Origin of the sequence: Pyxidicoccus caerfyrddinensis (genome assembly GCF_010894405.1) — a bacterium.
Classification (GTDB): Bacteria; Myxococcota; Myxococcia; order Myxococcales; family Myxococcaceae; genus Myxococcus; species Myxococcus caerfyrddinensis.
The window spans coordinates 1-19324 of the sequence record NZ_JAAIYA010000053.1 but is presented as its reverse complement, the minus strand read 5'-3'; the positions used below and the strand labels follow the sequence as shown (position 1 = coordinate 19324).

Genomic DNA, 19324 nt, shown 5'->3' with positions numbered 1-19324 from the left:
CCCCCCCGCCAGTCAGATACACCCCACCCCCAGGCGCCCGCCAACGTCCCCGGTACCAGGTGACTGTCGACTGCCGCGCGGCACCCGCCCTTCCAGACGACGGTCCGGGGGCAGCCCAGGGATGGCCTGCCTCCAGGGCCACGCGCTTCAGGGTGGCTTGGAACCCACACTCCCGGGCTCCACTCTCAAACCGCGAGAATCGTCGTTCATGCGGCTTCGAGCCGCCGAACCAACGACGCTGGGAGGAACCATTCAGCGCCAGCGTCGGGACAGAAGGAGGAGCGTACGGATGGCGCGATACATGGATGCGGGCACACTCTCCACGATGAGGCGTCCTCACACACGGTGGGCCGCCAGTCGCGTCTCCTCTCCTCGGCTGCGCTCGCTGCTCGTGCTGTCCCTGGATGCGGTGATGACCACGGGCGCGCTCTGCGCCGCGATGCGGCTGAGCTACGGGGGGCTGCCCCCCGAACGATGGCGGCTCGCCCTCCTGCACGTGCTGCCCCTGCTGCTCGTGTTGCGCCTGGGCTCGCTCGCCGCGTTCGGCCTGCACCGCTGGTCCTACCGGAGGTCCGGCCTCAGCGAGGCCGGCCGTCTCGTCGCGGCCAACCTGGTCGCCAGCCTCGCCTTCGAGGCACTCCGCTCCGTCTTCGGCTTCGACGGGCTGTTCCGCGCGGTGGTGGCCATCGAGTTCCTCTTCACCACGGCCTTGATGGGGGCCCACCGCTTCACCCCCCGGCTGCTGCACCAGTGGCACCTGGAGCGGCGGCGCTCACGGGCCTGTGACGCCCAGCGGGCCCTCATCGTCGGCGCGGGCAGCGCGGGCGACCTGCTCCAGAGGGACTTGCTTCGCACGCCCCAGAGCCCCTGGCACGTCGTCGGCTTCGTGGACGACGACCGGGCGAAGCACGGCACCCATCTCAACGGCAAGCCGGTGCTCGGCCCCATTGGCGCGCTGGCGGAGCTGGTGCGCAAGCACCGGGTGGCGCAGGTGCTCATCGCCATCCCCCGCCTGTCGCCCGAGCGCATCGGCCACATCCTGGAGCTGTGCCGCGACCAGGGCGTCCGCATCAAGTTCATCCCCGCGTCCTTCATCTACCTCGACAAGCGCATCACCTCCGCGATGCTGCATGACCTCAGCCCGGAGCACCTGCTGCCCCGCAAGGCCATCACCTTCGACCGGGAGGAGACGCGCCGGCTCGTCACCGGCCGGCGCATCCTCGTCACCGGCGGGGCGGGCTCCATCGGCAGTGAAATCGCGAGGCAGGTCGCCGAGCTCGAGCCCGCGTCGCTCGTGCTCGTGGACATCAACGAGAACGAGCTGTACCTGCTCGTGCGCCAGCTCCAGGAGCGTCACCCCAAGCTCGACGTCAGCGCCCTCGTCGGAGACATCCGGGATTTGGACCGGATGATGCGCGTCGGCCGCGAGCATGAGCCGCAGTACGTCTTCCACGCGGCGGCGCACAAGCACGTGCCGCTGATGGAGGACGCGCCCGAGGAGGCCATCAAGAACAACGTCTTCGGCACCCTCAACGTCGCGCTCATGGCGGAGGCCTGCGGCGTGGAGCGCTTCGTGCTCATCTCCACCGACAAGGCGGTCCACCCCACCTCCGTCATGGGCGCCTCCAAGCGCCTGGCGGAGATGGTCATCCGGGACGTCGCGTCCCGCTCGCGCACCGCCTTCACCGCGGTCCGCTTCGGCAACGTGCTCGGCTCGGCGGGCAGCGTGGTGCCCATCTTCAAGCAGCAGATTCAGCGCGGCGGCCCCGTCACGGTGACGCACCCGGACTGCACCCGCTACTTCATGACCATCCCCGAGGCCGTGGGGCTGGTGATGCTGTCCGGCCTGGGCGGCTACGGCGAGCTGTGCATCCTCGACATGGGCGACCCGGTGCGCATCTCCGAGCTGGCGGAGAACACCATCACCCTGGCGGGCCTCGTGCCGGGCCGGGACATCCCCATCGTCTACACGGGGCTGCGGCCGGGCGAGAAGCTGGAGGAGACGCTCCTCAGTGAAGAAGAGGAGCGCACCCAGCAGGTGCGCAACCACATCAAGGTGGCGCGCAGCCCCGCGCCGCCGTCGGACTTCCAGACGCGGCTCAAGCAACTGGAGCGCGCGGCGCGCAATGGCAACGTGGCCGCGGTGATTCGCGTGATGCGAAGCCTCATCCCCACGTACACGCCCGCGAGGCCGCTGGAGGACTCCGACGCTCAGCCCCTGGACGCGCGGTAGGCGGGGAAGAACCCGCCGTCGCCGTCACCCGCCGACAGCCGGGCGTACACCTCCGGCTTGCAGATGATTTCGTGGGTGTAGAGCCGGGAGCTCATGTTGGAGATGCCGCGCTTGAACTCCTCGAGGCCGTCGCCCGGCTGCATGCCTCCCCCCAGGTGGAGGGGCACGCCGAGCGTCGCGCCCAGCTCGGACATGGCGACGAAGAGGTTCTTGGACGGCGAGCGTGCGAGGTACGCGTCCGCCGTTCCCCCCAGGTAGTAGTGGAGCACGCCGTCACTGTGGACGCAGACCGCGGCGGAGGCCTCACGGCCGTCCGGCGCCCGCGTCGTGACGAGCCAGGCGGCAGGCGAGGAGAGCAGCTCGTCGAAGTAGGCGTCCGAGAAGAGGTAGCGAGAGGCCGCTCCGTCGCGGACCATGGTCTGCCGGTACACCTCCTTGAAGCCCTCCCGCTCCTCGGGTGAAGACTCACAGACCGGAAGGTACGAGCTGACGAAACCCAGGCGAGCGTTGCGCCGCACGTGCCGGCGGTGCATCTCCCGGAACTCGAGGGGCAGGCGGGGGTCGATGAAGAACACCTCGTTGCGCGCCGTGCCCTCGGTGAAGCAGCGCGGGCCCGTCACGCGGTCCCTCACGAAGATGCTGACGAGCTGGGTGGCGCACCAATCCACCGCCGCCTTCGGCACGTCGTTCAGTCCGTCCACCCGCCCGCCTGGGTACCCATACGGGGAGACTGCGTCGGCGTGCTCCGTCCCCTCGATGAGCCGCACGATGAGCGGAAGCCGCAGCGAACCGCTCGCGCCTCCGTCGATGACGAGGCTGTGCGTGACGCCCTCGGCGCGCAGGTGGTGCGGGGAGCGGAAGTAGTCGTCTGACAGTGCCGACTCACCCTGGTCGTGAACCAGGACGGCCCGCAGCTGCGTCGTCGTCATCGGCTCGCACCACCTCCGAGCGGGCGGCCCGTGCCTCGCGGTGCGAGCCTTCGTCGGAATTTGGTTTGTCTGCACACGTTCCACTCGCCAACGAACGCACTCCGGCGTTCCCATTGCAGGGTAGCCATCCGCGCGAGCGATGGCCTACTCCCCCCAAGGACACAATTGATGTTCGACTTCTGTCTTCGAAGCACCCGTGGCCTTGCCATGACCTCGTTCCTGTCCCTCGCCCTCATCGCCGGCCTGGCCTGCGACCCCAACGCGGAGATGGTCGACCCTGACTCCGGTCAGGTCGTGACCCCCGATGGTGAAGAGGTCGCCGTCGGCCCCGATGTGACGGCGGACACGGGCGAAGGCGCCGAAGCGGCCCCCGAGTTGGTGGCCGCACTGCCGACCCCTGCGCCCGCTTCCCCTGAAGCGCCGGCCACCGAGGAGTCGGCCCTCGCGACGGCCGCCGCCACCACCCCGCTGCGCACCGTGGCGGCCTGGGAGCAGCTGTTCCTCGGCCGCTGGAACGCCGAGCACACCGGGACCTATCTGCCCCTGAGCAACTCGCTGGACAGCTGGCAGTTCTACAACCTGGCCTATGGCATCGACGCGAACACCGCGATGTACCGGGCCACGGGCAAGACGCAGTACCTGGACCGCGCGCTGCTCTACGTCAACAACGTGGTCAACCACGCCAAGGTGTCGTCGTCGCTGCCCAAGAGCCAGTTCAAGGACTCCTACCTGGGCTGGGCCTCGGCGCGCTCGGACACCCTCGGCAAGGAAGTCCCCCTGTTCGAGAGCTATTGCTGGCGCTACGTGACGCGCATGCTGCGCGTCATCCGTGAGACGCCCGCGCTGTATGGCAATGCCACCTACAAGGCGCAGTACGACAAGCTGCTCGCCTTCACGGAAAAGAACATGTTCGACAAGTGGTACAAGCGCGGGGCGAACGCCAACGTCTACCGCAGCACCACGCACATGGCCGCGCACTGGGCCTTCATGGCGATGGACCTGTCGCGCATGACGACGGACGCCACGCGCAAGGCCACGTACCTGCAGGTCTTCAACAACATCAACCGCGACCTGCCCAACTCCACCTCGTCCCTGCGCGGGCAGCTGCGCACGGGCTTCGCCTCGACTCCGTCCTACTTCTGGAGCTCCGTGTGGGGCTCCACCGCGCGCCCCGGCCAGGACGTGGCGCACTCCAACGGCATGATGGCCTTCATCGTCGAGGCGCGTGACGCCGGCATGGAGTGGACGGCCGACGACATCAACAAGTTCAAGGCGACGTTCAACTCCGTCATCTGGCCCTCGGCCACGAAGTACGCCGACTACGTCGACGGCTCCGGAGCCGGCAATGGCTGGTTCAACGACGGCCTGATGAAGCTCGGCCGCTACGACGCCAACCTGCAGCGCCGGCTGGAGGCGCACAAGGTCGGCAGCAACATCGACTTCTACGCCCAGGGCGCGCTCAACGCGAAGCTGCTGGGGCAGTAGACCCCGCCGAAGTCCCTGGCGGTGTCGGATTCACTGAGTCGCCGGGCGGCGCATCCTCGCGCCGCCCGGCGATTCGCTTCTATGCATCAAGGCTCCTGCCCCGGAGGGCGGTTGTGGGCCTCCAGCGGGCGCTGTGGACTCCGGGCGCCATGGCACCCAATCGCCTGCTCATCTTCAGCCCGGCCGCGTTCCAGCTCTCCGGACACCAGCAGTCCTATCTCACCGGGCTGGGGGAGGCGCTCACGCGGCTCGGCGTGGAGGTCCACGTCTTCGGGCTGAAGGGCCTCGGGAACTATCCCACGCCCATCGTCTCGCATGCCGTCGGCAGGAACACCGTGGTCGAGTCCCGCTCGGCGTTCCGTGAGCGCCTGGGGCTCTGGGGGGATGTCGCCTGGGGCGCCGGCCGCCTGGAGGACCAGGTGCGGCTGCTCACGGACTTCCAGCGCGTGCACCGCCACCTGGGCGGGCCGCCGCTGCTGTTCGAGGCCTTCGAGTACGTCTCCCTGGCGGCGCACCTCGCGCGAGCGCCCCGCGCGCACCGGCAGGTGTGCATCTTCCACGACACCAACTTCAACCTGAGGCACGCGTCGCCCGTCGCCGCCGCCTACAAGCTCCTCGCGCGTCCGTTTGCCCGGCACATCCTGCACAGCGTGGACCGGGCCTTCGTCCACGCGCCCGGGATGCGGGAGAACCTGTTCGAGAACGTCGACCCCGGGCGGCGCTACCACCACAAGGTCGAGGTGCTTCCGTATGGCGCGCCCCACCCGGAGAAGGTGCCGCGCCTGGACCGGGCGGCGGCCCGCGTGGGGCTGGGCGTGGACACGCGGCGCAAGGTGCTGCTCGCCTTCGGCACCCTGCGGGCCGACAAGTGCTACCGGCTCGTCTTCGAGGCCCTGGCGCGAAGCCCGGAGTGGGAGCTGCTCGTCGCCGGGCCGGAGGGTGATGTCTCGTACCGACAGCTCCAGGCGCTCCGGGAGCAGACTGGCGCCGGGCAGCGCGTGCGGATGTTCCCGGGCTTCATCCCCCTGGGAGAGCACCGCCAGTACTTCGGGGCCGCGGACGCGGTGCTCAGCCTCTACGAGGAGCACATCCGCCACGAGAGCGGCACCGCGCAGCTGGCCCGCGCCTTCCTGCGCCCCGTCATCGCCGGAGGGCCGCCGGACCTGCACGACTACGTGCGCGAGACGGGCGCGGGCTGGTCCGTGCTGCCCCTGAACGCGGGCAAGCTCACCGAGGTGCTGTACGAGGCCGCGCGCCTCGACGAGGCCGGACGTGCCGCCATGGAGCGGCGCATCCATGCCGCGGCGGTGGAGCGCTCGTGGGACGCGGCGGCCGCCAGGGTGCTCGCCGCCCTGGGCGGGTGAGCGGCGCCACGAAAGCGGACAGATGTCCCGCCTCCGCGTCCCAGGGCACGGGACGCCCGCGGTGAGCAGGCTCCCGGAGCCGCCCCGGCCCCTTCCCAGGAGCAATGCCCATGCCCCAGCGCATCCACCTGTCCTCGCCGCACCTGGGAGGGCTCGAGCGCGGCTACGTCGACGAAGCGTTCGCGAGCAACTGGATTGCCCCCCTGGGCCCGCACGTCGACGCCTTCCAGGAGGAGTTCGCCCGCTGCGTCGGGGCGCCGCACGCGCTCGCGCTGAGCTCCGGCACGGCCGCGCTCCACCTCGCCCTGCAACTGGTGGGGGTGGGCCCGGGTGACGACGTGCTGGTGAGCACCCTCACCTTCTCCGCCTCCGTCAATCCCATCCGCTACCTGGGCGCGTCCCCCATCTTCATCGACAGCGAGCGCGCCTCCTGGAACCTGGACCCCGCCCTGCTGGAGGAGGAGCTGGAGGCGCGCGCCCGCTCCGGACGGCTGCCTCGCGCGGTGGTGGTGGTCCACCTCTACGGGCAGAGCGCCGACCTGGACCCCATCCTCGCGGCCTGCGAGCGCCATGACGTGCCGGTCATCGAGGACGCGGCCGAGGCCCTGGGCAGCACGTACAAGGGGCGCGCGCCGGGCACGCGGGGCCGGGCTGGCGTCTTCTCCTTCAACGGCAACAAGATCATCACCACCTCGGGCGGGGGGATGCTGGTGTCACCCGACGAGGGGCTCATCCGCCACGCGCTCAAGCTGGCCACCCAGGCGCGCGACGCGGCGCCGCACTACCAGCACTCCGAGGTGGGCTACAACTACCGCCTCAGCAACGTGCTGGCGGCCATTGGCCGCGCGCAGCTCCGGGTGCTGGAGGAGCGCGTGGCCGCGCGGCGCGGGAATCAGGCGTACTACGCGCGCGCGCTCGCGGACGTGCCGGGCCTCACCTTCATGCCCGAGGCGCCCTGGGGGCGTCACACGCGCTGGCTGACGACGCTGACGGTGGACCCGGCGCGCTTCGGCGCGGACCGCGAGGCGGTGCGGCTCGCCCTGGAGCGGGAGGACATCGAGGCGCGACCCGTGTGGAAGCCCATGCACCTGCAGCCGGTGTTCTCCGCCTTCGCGCGGCGGGGCGGCCGGGTGGCGGAGGAGCTGTTCCAAAATGGGCTGTGCCTGCCCTCCGGCTCCAACCTCACGCCGGAAGACCTGGACCGGGTGGTCGACGTGGTGAGGGCCGTGCATCAGGGCCGCTGAGCCGCGGCCTCGGCGCCGTTGCCGAGGAACGGGTACATCACCGCCTGGCCTTCCGGGGTGATGCCCTGGCGCTGCACGACGCGCAGGAAGGTCAGCCCGAGAATCCTCGCGTCCAGCGCCAGGCTCCAGTGGTCCACGTACCAGACGTCGTGCTGGAAGCGCTGCTTCCAGTCCAGCGCGTTGCGTCCGTTCACCTGCGCCCAGCCGGTGATGCCCGGCAGCACGTCATGGCGCCGCGCCTGCTCGGCGGAGTAGCGCGACAGGTACTCCATGAGGAGCGGGCGCGGCCCCACCAGGCTCATGTCGCCGCGCAGCACGTTCCACAGCTGCGGAAGCTCGTCCAGGCTCACCGAGCGGAGGAACCGCCCGGTGCGCGTGAGGCGCTGCGCGTCCGGGAGAGGCCGGCCATTCTCGTCCTGCGCTTCGAGCATGGTGCGGAACTTCACGAGCTGGAACGTCCTTCCCCCACGTCCCGGGCGCTGCTGGCGGAAGAACACCGGGGCGCCCATGGAGACACGGACGGCCAGCGCCGTCACGGCCATCACCGGGGCCAGGCACAACAGCCCCGCGGCCGCGGCCACCCGGTCGATGCACTGCTTGAAAAGGAGCGCCTTCCCAGCCTGTCGTTGCATGCGTCCGTCCTCCGTTGCCAGGGTTCCGTCGCATGACAAGGTGTGCGCAGCCGCACGCCTCCACCACCGGCCCGCGAGCGGGGCCGGCTGTCGCGCCCCCTGCGCCGGGGCACCCCGCCGGGGGGCTCAGGCGACCTGGTCCACGCCGGGCGCCACCTGCGTCCGCGGAGCGCCGCTCGCCTCCCTGCGCCCCAGGCGCCGCCACGCGCGCAGGACGAGCCACCCGCTACAGCTCAGCTCGGTGAGCCAACCCAGCGACAGGGCCCAGGCCGCCCCCACGGGGCCCACGGAGGGCACCCAGTACAGGCTCCCCAGCGCCACCACCCCGACGGAGAGGACGAGCATCACCATCTGCACCTTCAGCTCCCGCGCCGCGGTGAGCCCGGCCTGCAGGCTCACGCCGACGTACTCCAGCGCGGCGGCCATCATGAGCCAGACGAACAGGCCGTTGTTGCGCGCGTACGCGGCCCCATAGAAGAGCGTCAGCACCTGGCGCCCCAGCAACGCCGCGCCGGCGATGGCGCACACGCCTACCAGCGCCGACCCACCCGTGAAGCCCAGAATCGTGCGGCCAAAGCGGCGCGCGTCCCCCGCCGCGTGGTAGCGCCCCAGCCGGGGGTTCAACACCTGCCCGAGCGCCTGGACCACCCGGCCGCCCAGGGCCGAGAAGTACGCGAGCGCGGCGTACACGCCCAGCCCGGCCTGGCCGGTGTGCGCCTCCAGCAGGTAGCGGGGGACGTTGGGGCGCAGCGAGCCCAGCAGCGAGGTGATGCCGAGCGCATAGGCGAGCCCCAGCAGGCCCTTCAGGCGCAGGCCCTGCTCGCGCCAGGGCGCCCGCCACAGCAGGCGCCAGGGACTTTTGCCTCCGAACTCGCGACGCCAGGTGGGCACGTCGAAGAGGAAGAGCACCCCCGCCCAGGAGAGTCCCAGCGCGGCGGCGGCCACCACCGCGCTGCCCGTGGCCCGGAGCGCGAGCGCCACCAGCACCACGGACAGCACGCTCTTGGCGATGCTGGAGCGGGCGATGAGGACCAGCCGCTCCCTTTTCTGGAGGGCGCCGTAGAACACGTCGCTGAGGGCCTCGAAGCCCTTGGCCACCGCCAGCAACGAGATGATGCGGCTGGCGTTCTCGGAGTAGTTCGCCACCAGGGCGATGCCGCAGCAGAGCAGCACGCCTCCGAGCACGTTGAGCCCCATCAGCCCGAGGTAGTGCTCGAAGCCGTACGTGTCCCGCGCATCGGTGGCCTGGAGCGCACGCAGCTGCATGCGCGCCAGGAGCATCACCGGGGCGGTGATGGCGAGCCCGAGCGCGAACTCGCCGACCTGTTCCACCGTGCCGTGTCGCGCGATGAGGACCAGCACACCCCACTGGGCAAACGCGTAGATGAGCCCGGCCGAGAGCGTCCACGCGAAGTTCCTCCCCGCCGACCGGCGCCGGGTCATGCCCTGCCCACCGTGCTCCGGAGCACCTCGTCGAGCCGGAGGGCCGCCGCATCCGCGGAGAAGCGCTCCCGGCCCAGCCGCCCCGCCTTCTTCCCCGCCTCGGCGAGCCACCGGGCGTCACGCACCCGCTTCACCAGCAGCGCCGCCGAGGCGGGGAGGTCCTTCGGATTCAGGCACAGGCCGAACCCCTCCTGCTCGAGCAGCTGCGCCTGCCAGCCTCCGTAGTTGAGCGCGAGCGGGCGGCTGGCGGCGAGCGCGTCGAACACCTTGTTGGCGGAGTTGTCCTCCATGCCCGGCACGTCGGTGAAGAGGGACGTGGCGATGGTGGCCGCGGAGAGGATGGCGGGGACCTCCGCCTTCACCACCGGCGGGAGGAAGAAGAGGTTGCGGTCCCTCACCCCGAGCTGCTCCGCGAGCGCGTACAGCGTGGGCTCCTCGCTTCCCTTCCCCACGACGACGAAGCGGATCTCCGGGTCCTTCTTCAGCACCTCCGCGGCGAGCCGGACGAGGAAGTCCACGCCATTCACCCGGCCGAGGGTGCCCGCGTAGACGACCATGGGCCTGTCGCCGAGCCAGGCGTACCTGGCCCGGAAGGCCTCGCCCACCGAGGCGGGGACGTGGAAGCGCTCCGGGTCGCAGAGGTTGGGGATGACGGTGATCTTGTTCGGGTGCACGCCCGCCGCCTCCACCCCGGCCTTCATGCCCGGCGAGAGCGCGACGATGTGCGCGGCGCCCGCGTAGGCGGCCTTCTCCAGCGCCTGCGCGGCGAAGATGGCCGGGCGGCTCTTGAGGGCGCCGACGGCGATGGGGATGGCGGGCCACAAGTCTCTCACCTCGAAGACCATGGGCCGCTTGTTCCAGCGCGAGGCGACGATGCCGGGCACCGCGATGGTCAGCGGCGTGCTGGTGGCGAAGACTACGTCGCCGCCGAGCTGCGCGGCCCGCTGCGCCGAGCCGACGGCGAAGCTGCCGAAGGCGCGCATCCGGTCCGGGTAGCTCATCTTCTGTGAGTAGGGCACCGGCAGCCAGTGCACGTGGATGCCGCTCTCGTCCGTCTCGCGCCAGCCCCGCGCTTCATTGGTGGGCGCCCGGTCCGAGGTCACCATGTGGACCTCGTGTCCCATGCGGACCAGGCGGCGCGCGAGCTCGTAGGACCGCGTCCCGCCCTGCATGCTGGGGGTGGTGAAGTACTGGTGCAGGTAGATGATCTTCATTTCAGGTCGCTCCTTCGGCATGGACACAGGACTCCGGCTCGAAGCGCTCCGGCGCCTCCCTCGCGGCCGTGGTGCACGAGGACAGCATCATCAGGAGGAAGAGGGAGCGGGCGTCGTAGAGGTCGCCGCTGGACTGGCTGCCCACCAGCACCAGCACCACCGCGCCCACCGTCGCCGCGTCCAGGCCGCGGCGTCCCCGGAACGCGGCGCGCGCGTACGCGAGAAAGACTGCGCCCAGGTACATCAGCCCCAGCGCGCCACCCTCGCAGAACACCTCGAGGAAGAGGTTGTGGGGGTAGACGCCCAGCCCGAGCGCGGTGAAGCCCGCGAGCCCCGCGCCCACCACCGGCACGTCCATCCCGAGCGCGTAGGCCCGGGCATAGAGCACCTCGCGCCCGGACAGGTACACGCCTCCCTCACCGGCCTCGCCGTCGTTGTACTTCAGCGTCAGCTTGAGGAACCGCTCCTCCATGGAGTGGGTCAGCGCCTTGCCCAGCGGCGTGAAGGAGATGACGGCCATGGTGGCGACCGTGGCGAGCACCGACAGGAGGAGCAGCCGGCGCAGCGGAATGCGCCCCAGGGCGAGGAAGGTGAGGACGCCCGCGATGATGGCGAGGGCCCCGCCGCGCGAGCCGGTGAGGATGGCGAGGAGGACGCCGGTGGCCGCCGCCGGAATCCAGAACCACGTCGGGCCCCCCCTCCGCCAGAAGTACAGGGCGCCGAGCGCGAACATCCCCATGAGGCGGGCGAAGACGTTCGGCCCGCCTCCCATCACCGCCAGCCGCGCCCCACCGCCGCCGCCCAGGAACTGGCGCAGGCCGACGAGCGCCAGGAGCCCCGTGGCGGTGACGACGATGAGCCAGAAGCCCTCCAGCACGCGGTCCGCCGGCTGGCGGAGCGCGGCGAGCCCGCAGCCCAGGGTCATCACGGCGGACAGGACCACCTCGTAGAGCTTCCAGGAGACGAACCTCGACTCGGGCGCCCACGCCGCGCTGGCGCACACGTACCCGAAGAACGCCACGAGCGCCGCCACCAGCCCGGCATCCAGCCGCGTCTCACCCGGCGCCGGCCCCCGGTGGGCGGCATGGGCCATTCCCAGCGAGGCGAGCAGGAGCCCGCCCATGACAATCCACAGCCGCAACTCCTGGAACGGGTCCGGCCCGGTGCCCGCGGGGGCCAGCCGGGTGAAGGCCCAGCGGCCCGCGAGCACGTAGAGCGCGGCGGTGAAGCCCAGGGCTGTGCTCCGAGACCAGCTCACGCGAGTGCTCCCCCTTGCTCAGCCCGCCGTCGGGTACTCGTACTGGTAGATGCCGCTCACCGCGCGGCCCCTCGGCGAGCGCGACACGCCGTTGAAGATGACGCCCCGGGGGTGGACGCCGTTGAGCTCGAGCCGCTTGACGGCCGCGGTCACCTCCCGCATCGGGTGGGCGCCCGCGCGCACCACCAGCAGGTTGACGCCCGCGTGCCGGCCCACGAGCGCCGCGTCCGTCACCGCCAGGATGGGCGGCGTGTCGAAGAGGACGAGCTCGTACTCGGCGGACATCCACGCCACGAGCGCGGCGAACCTGTCACTCAAGAGCAGCTCGGCGGGGTTGGGCGGCAGCGCGCCCGCGGACAGGAAGGACAGGCGCTGCCCGGGGATGGGCTGTATCGCCTCGTCCGGCTCGGCCGTGCCGAGGATGAGCTCGGAGAGCCCCTGGGCGCGCTCGGCCTCGAAGCAGCGGTGGAGCCAACCCCCGCGCAGGTTGGCGTCCACGAGCAGGGTGCGCTTGCCGGAATCCGCCAGCACCCAGGCCAGGTTGACGGCGATGAAGGACTTGCCGACGCCCGGGCTCGGCCCGGTGATGGCGATGACGTTGTTGGGGGCGTCCTTCATCGCGAACTGGAGGCTGGTCCGCAGGCCGCGGAGGCTCTCCACGACGACGTCGCGAGGGTGCGTCCGGGCCAGGATGGTGCGCGGGCCCCGCGCCCGGACCGAGGCGCTCTTGCCGAGCGGGATGGACGCGAAGACGGGAAGCCCGAGCCGGGCCTCGAGCGTTCCGGGGGCCGACACGCCTCCGTGGATGGCCCGCCGGATGAAGGCGAGCGCGACGCCCAGCGTCAGCCCCAGCACCAGGCTGACCGCGAGCACGCCCGGCTGGGACGGGCTCACCGGCTCACGAGACACCACCGGCGCGTCGAGGATGCGCGCATTGCCGACGGTGCTCGACTTCAGGACGCGGTACTCCTGGGCCTTGTTGTTGAGCTGGAGGTAGAGCGCGTTGGTGACCTCCACGTCCCGCCGGAGCCGGGCCACCTCGGCGTCCGCGCCAGGCAGGGCCCGGAGACGGGCGGCGACGGACTGACGCTCGGCCTTCAGCCGCGCCAGCTTCCGGTCCGCGGTCCTGAGGCTCGGGTGGTGCCCGGTGAAGCGCTCGCGCAGCTCGGCGCGCTGCAGATCGAGCTGCGAGATGGCCTCGTCCAGGTCGACGCGCCGGTCCAGGAGGGCCTTGGTCTCCTGGTCGACGTCGACCGTCCCCTTCCCCGCGCGGTAGGCGCTCAGCGCCGCTTCCGCGCGCTCCAGTTGGGTGCGCAGGCCGGGCAGCTGGCTGTCGAGGAACGCCAGGGCCTTCTCGGCCTCCTCGTTCCTGCGCGCGACGTTCTGGTGGACGTAGCCCGTCACCAGGGCCTTGAGCGTCGCGGCGATGCCCTCCGGGTCCGTCCCCTCCAGGGACACGATGAGCACGCCGGTGCCGAGGCCCTTCTCGCTCAGGCGCAGCCGGCGCTGGAGCGACTCCACCACCCGGAGGCGGGAGCGCCGGCTCACCTCGAACCGCGTCCCCGGGCGGGCCACCAGCCTGGAGACGAGCAGCTCCACCTTCCGGGGCGCGTCCGGCGGCGTCGTGGCGGGAGTGCCCACGCGCCCTTCGAGCAGCGGGGCGGAGTCCGGGCCGAGCAGCGTGTACGCGCCGGCCTTCTGTGTCACGAGCGTGAGCGGGACGTCCTCCAGCGCCTGTGGCACCACCAGCCTGTCCACCTGGATGTGCTCACCGCCCCAGGCGTATTTTCCCAGGCCCACGCCCGGCCACGGGGGCCCGGCGAGGCCCTCCCCCTCATGCGCGAGGGCACGCCTCGCCCCCAGCAGCGGGAAGTACCGGGGCTCCGCCACCACGTCCAGATGCAGCGCGTCCACCACGCGGCCCAGCAGCTCCCGCGAGCTGAGGATTTCAATCTCCGTGGCGACCTTGCCGGGGGAGTCCCCCAACAGCTCCTCGAGCCCCCCGGCCTTGTTCTCCTCCTGCTCTATCTGCAGGACGGCGTTGGCGCGCCAGGTGGGCGTGGCGAAGGCCATGTAGACGGCCCCCCCCAGCAGCATGGCGACGAACGTGGCCACAATCGACACGCGGTACTCGAGCAGGATGCCCAGGTGGGCACCGAGGTCGAGCGTGTCGTCTGGCGTGGTACCGGTGCTGGTGCGAGCGGAGGCCTTGCGGCCGCTGGAGTGGCCCATCATCACGGCTGCAAGATGATGGTCCTGTCTCCGATTTGTACCGCCTCCCAGAGTAGACGAACTGTTGGCTCGATTTGACTGATGATGCGGTTCCACTGCGTCAAGTCGTGCGCGGAGACGAACACGATGTCGCGTGGTTGAAGCTGGAACTGGGTGGCGAGCAGGAGGGCGTCCGGTGAGCCGGCATCCAGCTTGTAGATGGTGGGGCGGTCGAAGTTGCCGCGGAGGACGTAGACCTTCGACGGGTTCGACGTCACGGGGTCGAAGCCCTCGCTGTCACCAATGGCCTCCGCGAGCGTCATCCGGCCCTTCACCATGACGCGCGAGGAGGGCCTGCGGACCTCGCCGAGGACGAAGACCTTGTTCCGGCTCCGGTCGGGGACATGGAGGATGTCGCCGTCCTGCAGGAGCCAGTTCTGACGGAGGTCCCCCTCCTCGTAGAGCGCCTGCACGTCGAGGGTGACCGTCCGCCCGCCCCGGGTGAGCACGACGGCGCGCAGGTCCGCCTCCTGGGTGAACCCCTTCGCCTGGGCGATGGCGTCCTGCACGCGCAGGGGCACGTCGGTGATGGGGACGGTGCTGGGCTCGGCCACCTCGCCGGTGACCTGGACCTTCTGCCCGCGGAAGTCCGCCACGCGCACGTCGAGCTGGGGCTTCTCCAAGACGGGGGCCAGCCGCTGCGTCAGGAGCTCGCGAATCTCGGGCAGCGTCTTGCCGGCGACGTGGAAGACACCGACGTGGGGGAAGAACATCGTCCCGTCGGCCGCCACGGGGTGGCCGCTGGCCTCGGCGGAGCGGAACTCGCCCGCGGGGATGGTGAGCTCGGGGTGGTCATAGACGATGACGCTCAGCACATCGTGGGGGGCCACCCGGTAGGAGTAGTCCGCCGCCAGCTTCGCCAGTGGATCCTCCAGCCGCGCGGGCGGCGCGTTCCGGCGAGCCTCCAGTTGCGCGAGCAGCAGCTTCGCGGTGATGGGAGCAATCTCGTACGCATTGTCGGCCCCCCCGTCCGCCTTCCCGGCGTACCGCTCGCGGAAGGCGCCCTCGTCCATGCGCATGCCGGGTCCCCATGCGCAGGCGCTCATGCACAGCAGCCCGGTCAGTAGCAGGATGCGCCTCATCGAAGGTCTCCGGGCCACCGCCAACCGCCCCCAACCGCACATCTTCCGAGCCGGACGCGCGCGCGCAATCACGGGAGCGGCCCGGTGTCTGGCATGCAATAGGGCGCTCCGCGCGGGCAACAGATGCCCTGCCCTCCGGGGCAGCGGCGGAGGTCACTCGACGGTGTCAGTGCGGTCCGGCGTCTCCGGCGGGAGGCGCGAGCATCCGCACCACCACCGCGCGACATGTCGCGCACACCACGCCCGCGCGTTCCCAGTGGACCTGCTCCTCCAGCTCGCGCGCGTCCTCCGGCCCCTCCTCCAGCCTCCGGACGAGCGCGTCGAGGTCCTCTTCCTGGCCGCCCCCACTGGCCTGGGACGTGTCGAGCACGTCCTGCTCTCCTTCGAGGACGAGCTTGAAGCGGTAGTACACCTCGCGGGCGTCGATGGCGCGCCCGCATGCCGCACAGCTCCTGGCTCCTGGCCCCGTCATGCGCACGCCTCCGCTGGCCTCCCACGCGGCCGCCGCCGCGCGGGGCCGATGGTGCCACCAGCGGGGCATGGGGCGTGAGGGCTCCCGCGCCGCGGCTTGCGCGCGGTGGAAGGCTACTGCTCCCCTTCCTCCTGGAGGGCCCCGGCCGCGACGGTGGGCCTGCGCAGCACCCTCACCATCCGCCCCACCGAGGGCACCCCCGCGTCATTCACGAGGAAGAGCTGGTGGAAGCCCGGCGGCGCCCGGCTGTTGAAGGACGGCGCGGTGACGGTGAGGCTCCCGGTGCCACGGGTGAACTTCAGGGTGTTGAGCCGCTGATTCATGTCGAACGTGTGCGTCGTGGAGCCGAGGGCGATGAGCGTCACCTTGCTGATGCTCGCCGCGTCCGGTGTCGAGACGGTGAAGGTCGTCCCGGGCATCACCGTGTCCGGCGCGGCGGCGAGCGTCGGCCGCGGGCCCTTGAAGAGATAGGGCGGAGAGAAGACCTCCGCGGTGGGCCTGTTGCGGCCGCCCGCGCTCAGCACCCGCCCATCCGGCAGCAGCACCGTGGTGGAGTGGTAGCCCCGGTAGACGGTGTTGCTCGAGAGCCGCCGCCAGGTGTTCGCGGTGGGGTCATACAGCTCGGCCTGGAAGACGGGAGTGCTCGCGTTGTCGAAGCCGCTGCCCGAGCTGCCGCCGGTGACGAGCACCGTGCCGTCGGGGAGCAGCGTGGCATTGTGCTGGCGTCGGCGCGTGCCCATCGACGACACGTAGCGCCACGTCGGCGCGTCCAGGTTGAGGTCGATGACCTCGGTGGTGGGAGTGGGCGGGTCTCCCCCGCCGATGACGTACACGCGGGCATCGACGTAGACGGCGGGCCCGTAGCTGCGGGTGCCGAAGTTGCTGGAGGGCCCGGTGCTCCAGGTGCCGGTGCCCGCCGTGCTCAGCCAGCGGCTGCCCCGCCCCGGCCCGGCGTAGAAGAGCCGGCCACTGGGGGCGAGGAACATCTTCGGGTAGAGCGGCAGTGAGAGCCGGGCCGTGGTCATGTTCTTCCACGTCCGGGTGGCCGCCAGGTAGCGCTGCGGCAGCGTGTTGATGTCACCGCTGCCGTTCATCTCTCCGGAGAGCACCAGCACGTCCCCATTGGAGAGCGTGGTGTTGGTGGGGTACCAGCGCCCGGCGTTCATGTCCGGCAGGCGGATCCACGAGGACGCGAAGGGGTCGAAGAGGCTCGCGTCGTTGAGCCCCACGTCGCTCGTCACGTGCCCACCGGTGAAGAGCAGCTTGCCGTCGGAGAGGTAGGAGTGGCCGGAGCAGAAGATGTTGTAGCCGGGGAACGGCAGCGAGGTGACGGTGTTGGTGACGGGGTCCCAGCGCCGTGGAGGCAGGTTCCCCTCGTCGAACTCGCCGACGAACATCACCTTGCCATCGGGCTGCAGGCTCGCGTGGGTGGCGGTGATGGGCCAGGTCATGACGCTGGACCACTGCCCCACGTCCGCGGGCGTCTGGGCCCGGGCGGGAAGCGCCAGCGCCACGAAGCCGACGAGCCAGGCCGCGAGTCCCCGCGGCCGGGGGAAGACGGGTCTCCACGACATGGCGGCCTCCGAGCCCTGCTGCTGCCGGTTGAAGAGGCAGAACCTAGATGGGAGGGCGCGCGTGCCAATCGACCCCGGGTCTGGGGAAGCGTGGACTCGGTGATGAGGACCGTCACTGGAGGGTGACTGACAGAGCACCTGCACCCGGGTACGCGAGGGACTCCGCTTCCACCGTCCACCGTTCGGGCCGAGGAGAACCTCATGAGGTGCTGGTGTCCGCTCTCCCTGGTGCTCGCGCTGCTGTCCGGCTGCTCCTCGCATCACGGCGGCAAGCCTCCGCCGGCGCCTGCCCCTCCGGATGAGTCCCTGCCCTGGATGCCCTGCGGGCGCGCGGCCCACGCGGTGGGGCCCGCCCCCCAGCAGTCGGACACGGGCGCGCTGGAGATGGTGCCCGGCGACCGTACCCTCTTCTTCGTCGCGGACGCGGGCGTGTGGACGAGCAATGGCACGCGGGAGCCGGACACCCATCCGGTGCGGGAGTTTCCACCGGGGCCGACCGGCCAGGGGCCCTCGGAGGTCACCCGGGTGGGGGACAGGGTGTTCTTCGCCGCCGAGGACATGGAGTCCGGGCGCGAGCTGTGGGTGAGCGACGGCACCGGGGCAGGCACCCGGCGGGTGAAGGACCTCTGGCCCGGCCCGACGGGCTCCGAGCCCCAGTCCTTGTCCGCGTACAACGGCCTGCTCTACTTCGCCGCGAGCGACCCGGAGCACGGCCGCGAGTTGTGGCGCAGCGACGGGACGCCCGAGGGCACCGTCATGGTCCAGGACCTGGAGCCGGGCGCCGAGGGCACCGCCCCGGACCGCCTGACGCGAGGCGGCGATGGCGCGCTGTACTTCCTCGCGCACTTCCAGGGACTCACCACGGCGCTGATGCGCACGGATGGAAAGGCGGGTGCCGTCGAAGTGGCCCGGGTCCCCGCCGAGGGCGGCATCCTGGAGTCGCTGACGGCGGTGGGCGGGCGCCTGTTCTTCGTCATGGGGCACCTGCACGACCCGATGCTGCACCTGATGGCGACGGAGGGAGGCGCGCCGGTGCTCGTGCGCGAGCTGGGAGAGCTACGCGACCTGGTAGCCATGAGTGGGCAGCTGTACTTCAGCGCCACCACCGGGGAGGCGGGGACGGACGCGGAGCTGTGGCGCACCGACGGTACGGAGAAGGGAACGCAGCGAGTGAAGGACATCCGGGCCGGCGAGGCGGGCGCGTCCCCGAGGAACCTCACGGCGATGGGCTCCCGCCTCTTCTTCACCGCGGACGACGGCGTGCACGGGCGCGAGCTGTGGGTGAGTGATGGCACGGCCGAGGGGACGCGCCTCTTCGCGGACCTCGCGCCCGGAGCTGCCAGTGCGTCACCCGAGGCGCTGGCGGCCATCCAAGGCAACCTGTTCTTCAGCGCCGAGGTCCCGGGTCGTGGCCGCGAACCGTGGATGAGCAACGGCAGGCCGGATGGGACGGTGCCGCTCGATGAGCTGGCGCCCGGGGAACGGAGCTCGGACCCGAAGGGGTTCGCTCGCGCCGGCTGGGACGTCTTCTTCACCGCCGGGGACGGAACCGGCGTCCGGAAGCTGCGGGCCCTGCCGTTGCGTCCCCAGGGACGATGCGACTGAAGCCTCGCGCTTCGCGCAGGAAACCCGCAAACCAAGCAGGCGGGTTCCGCCCGTATGCAAGAAGTACCGAGTTCGCGACAATGAGGCATCCTGACGCTTGAGCGTTGCGGAAGCGCGCATTGCATCACCACGGCCTGGGATGGCTCTAGTCCCTGACGTCCCTCAACTCGATGAACAACCGCTGCGCGGGTCAATGCGACCCGCCGGGTCGGCATTTACCTGCCGATCCGGTGCGTAGCGCGAAAGAACCAGACACCTCGTCATGGCCCTGACTCCTGACCAGAAGCGCGCGCGGCTCGCCGAGCTGCTGCGCGAGAAGAACCGTCAACTCCAGCGCGCCCCCGCCTCCTTCGCCCAGGAGCGCATGTGGGTCCAGGAGCGTCTGGCTCCGGGCAGCGCCACCCTCAACGTCTCCGTCTCCGTCCGCCTCTCCGGACAGCTGGATGACGCCGCCCTGCGCGCCGCCCTCAACGAACTGGTGCGCCGCCACGAAACCCTGCGCACCACCTTCGTCGAGC

The 19324-nt window shown here is 71.0% G+C and carries 15 protein-coding genes; 6 read left to right on the top strand and 9 right to left on the bottom strand.

The features are described 5' to 3' along the window. Positions 1–289: 289 nt before the first annotated feature. Complete coding sequence (locus G4D86_RS50890; protein WP_164002957.1) at positions 290–2233, top strand: nucleoside-diphosphate sugar epimerase/dehydratase; 1944 nt, start codon at positions 290–292, stop codon at positions 2231–2233. Here G4D86_RS50890 and G4D86_RS50885 read toward each other — a convergent pair. Next, positions 2212–3162: a GNAT family N-acetyltransferase gene (locus G4D86_RS50885; RefSeq protein ID WP_164002956.1), complete on the bottom strand. Its 951-nt coding sequence runs from the start codon at positions 3160–3162 to the stop codon at positions 2212–2214. The genes G4D86_RS50890 and G4D86_RS50885 overlap by 22 nt on opposite strands. A 207-nt stretch (positions 3163–3369) precedes the next feature. Here G4D86_RS50885 and G4D86_RS50880 point away from each other — a divergent pair, with 207 nt between their 5' ends. From G4D86_RS50880 to G4D86_RS50870, 3 genes are all read left to right on the top strand, one after another. Then, positions 3370–4647, top strand: a complete 1278-nt coding sequence (locus G4D86_RS50880; protein ID WP_240360953.1) for a hypothetical protein — start codon at positions 3370–3372, stop codon at positions 4645–4647. A gap of 149 nt (positions 4648–4796) precedes the next feature. Then, complete coding sequence (locus G4D86_RS50875; RefSeq protein ID WP_164002954.1) at positions 4797–6011, top strand: glycosyltransferase family 4 protein; 1215 nt, start codon at positions 4797–4799, stop codon at positions 6009–6011. Between the two features lie 110 nt (positions 6012–6121). After that, the gene (locus G4D86_RS50870) at positions 6122–7255 is read left to right on the top strand and encodes a DegT/DnrJ/EryC1/StrS family aminotransferase (RefSeq protein WP_164002953.1); all 1134 of its coding nucleotides are present in this window, start codon (positions 6122–6124) and stop codon (positions 7253–7255) included. On the opposite strand, the gene G4D86_RS50865 is transcribed toward G4D86_RS50870, so the two are convergent. The 8 genes from G4D86_RS50865 to G4D86_RS50830 form a co-directional block, all read right to left on the bottom strand. Then, entirely contained in the window at positions 7243–7887 is a 645-nt protein-coding gene (locus G4D86_RS50865; RefSeq protein WP_164002952.1) for a sugar transferase, read from the bottom strand. The genes G4D86_RS50870 and G4D86_RS50865 overlap by 13 nt on opposite strands. A gap of 126 nt (positions 7888–8013) precedes the next feature. Next, positions 8014–9330 (bottom strand): lipopolysaccharide biosynthesis protein, encoded by a 1317-nt coding sequence (locus G4D86_RS50860; RefSeq protein ID WP_164002951.1) that lies wholly within the window; start codon positions 9328–9330, stop codon positions 8014–8016. Then, positions 9327–10544, bottom strand: coding sequence for a glycosyltransferase family 4 protein (locus tag G4D86_RS50855; RefSeq protein ID WP_164002950.1), 1218 nt, complete (start codon positions 10542–10544; stop codon positions 9327–9329). Before G4D86_RS50855 ends, G4D86_RS50860 begins: the two co-directional genes overlap by 4 nt. 1 nt (position 10545) lies before the next feature. Then, complete coding sequence (locus tag G4D86_RS50850; RefSeq protein ID WP_164002949.1) at positions 10546–11802, bottom strand: O-antigen ligase family protein; 1257 nt, start codon at positions 11800–11802, stop codon at positions 10546–10548. A gap of 18 nt (positions 11803–11820) precedes the next feature. Beyond that, on the bottom strand, positions 11821–14037 hold the full coding sequence (locus G4D86_RS50845) for a polysaccharide biosynthesis tyrosine autokinase (RefSeq protein WP_240360952.1): 2217 nt from the start codon (positions 14035–14037) through the stop codon (positions 11821–11823). Then, on the bottom strand, positions 14037–15155 hold the full coding sequence (locus G4D86_RS50840) for a polysaccharide export protein (protein WP_164002948.1): 1119 nt from the start codon (positions 15153–15155) through the stop codon (positions 14037–14039). The genes G4D86_RS50845 and G4D86_RS50840 overlap by 1 nt, the downstream gene beginning before the upstream one ends. A gap of 166 nt (positions 15156–15321) precedes the next feature. Beyond that, positions 15322–15696, bottom strand: coding sequence for a hypothetical protein (locus G4D86_RS50835; protein WP_240360951.1), 375 nt, complete (start codon positions 15694–15696; stop codon positions 15322–15324). 44 nt (positions 15697–15740) lie between these two features. Further along, positions 15741–17201, bottom strand: coding sequence for a galactose oxidase-like domain-containing protein (locus G4D86_RS50830; protein ID WP_164002947.1), 1461 nt, complete (start codon positions 17199–17201; stop codon positions 15741–15743). 201 nt (positions 17202–17402) lie between these two features. On the opposite strand from G4D86_RS50830, the gene G4D86_RS50825 reads away from it, so the two are divergent. Both G4D86_RS50825 and G4D86_RS50820 read left to right on the top strand, forming a co-directional pair. Further along, on the top strand, positions 17403–18806 hold the full coding sequence (locus tag G4D86_RS50825; protein ID WP_164002946.1) for an ELWxxDGT repeat protein: 1404 nt from the start codon (positions 17403–17405) through the stop codon (positions 18804–18806). A 262-nt stretch (positions 18807–19068) separates the two neighbouring features. Further along, positions 19069–19324, top strand: a 256-nt coding sequence (locus G4D86_RS50820; RefSeq protein ID WP_164001216.1) for a condensation domain-containing protein, incomplete at its 3' end; no start/stop codon positions are given.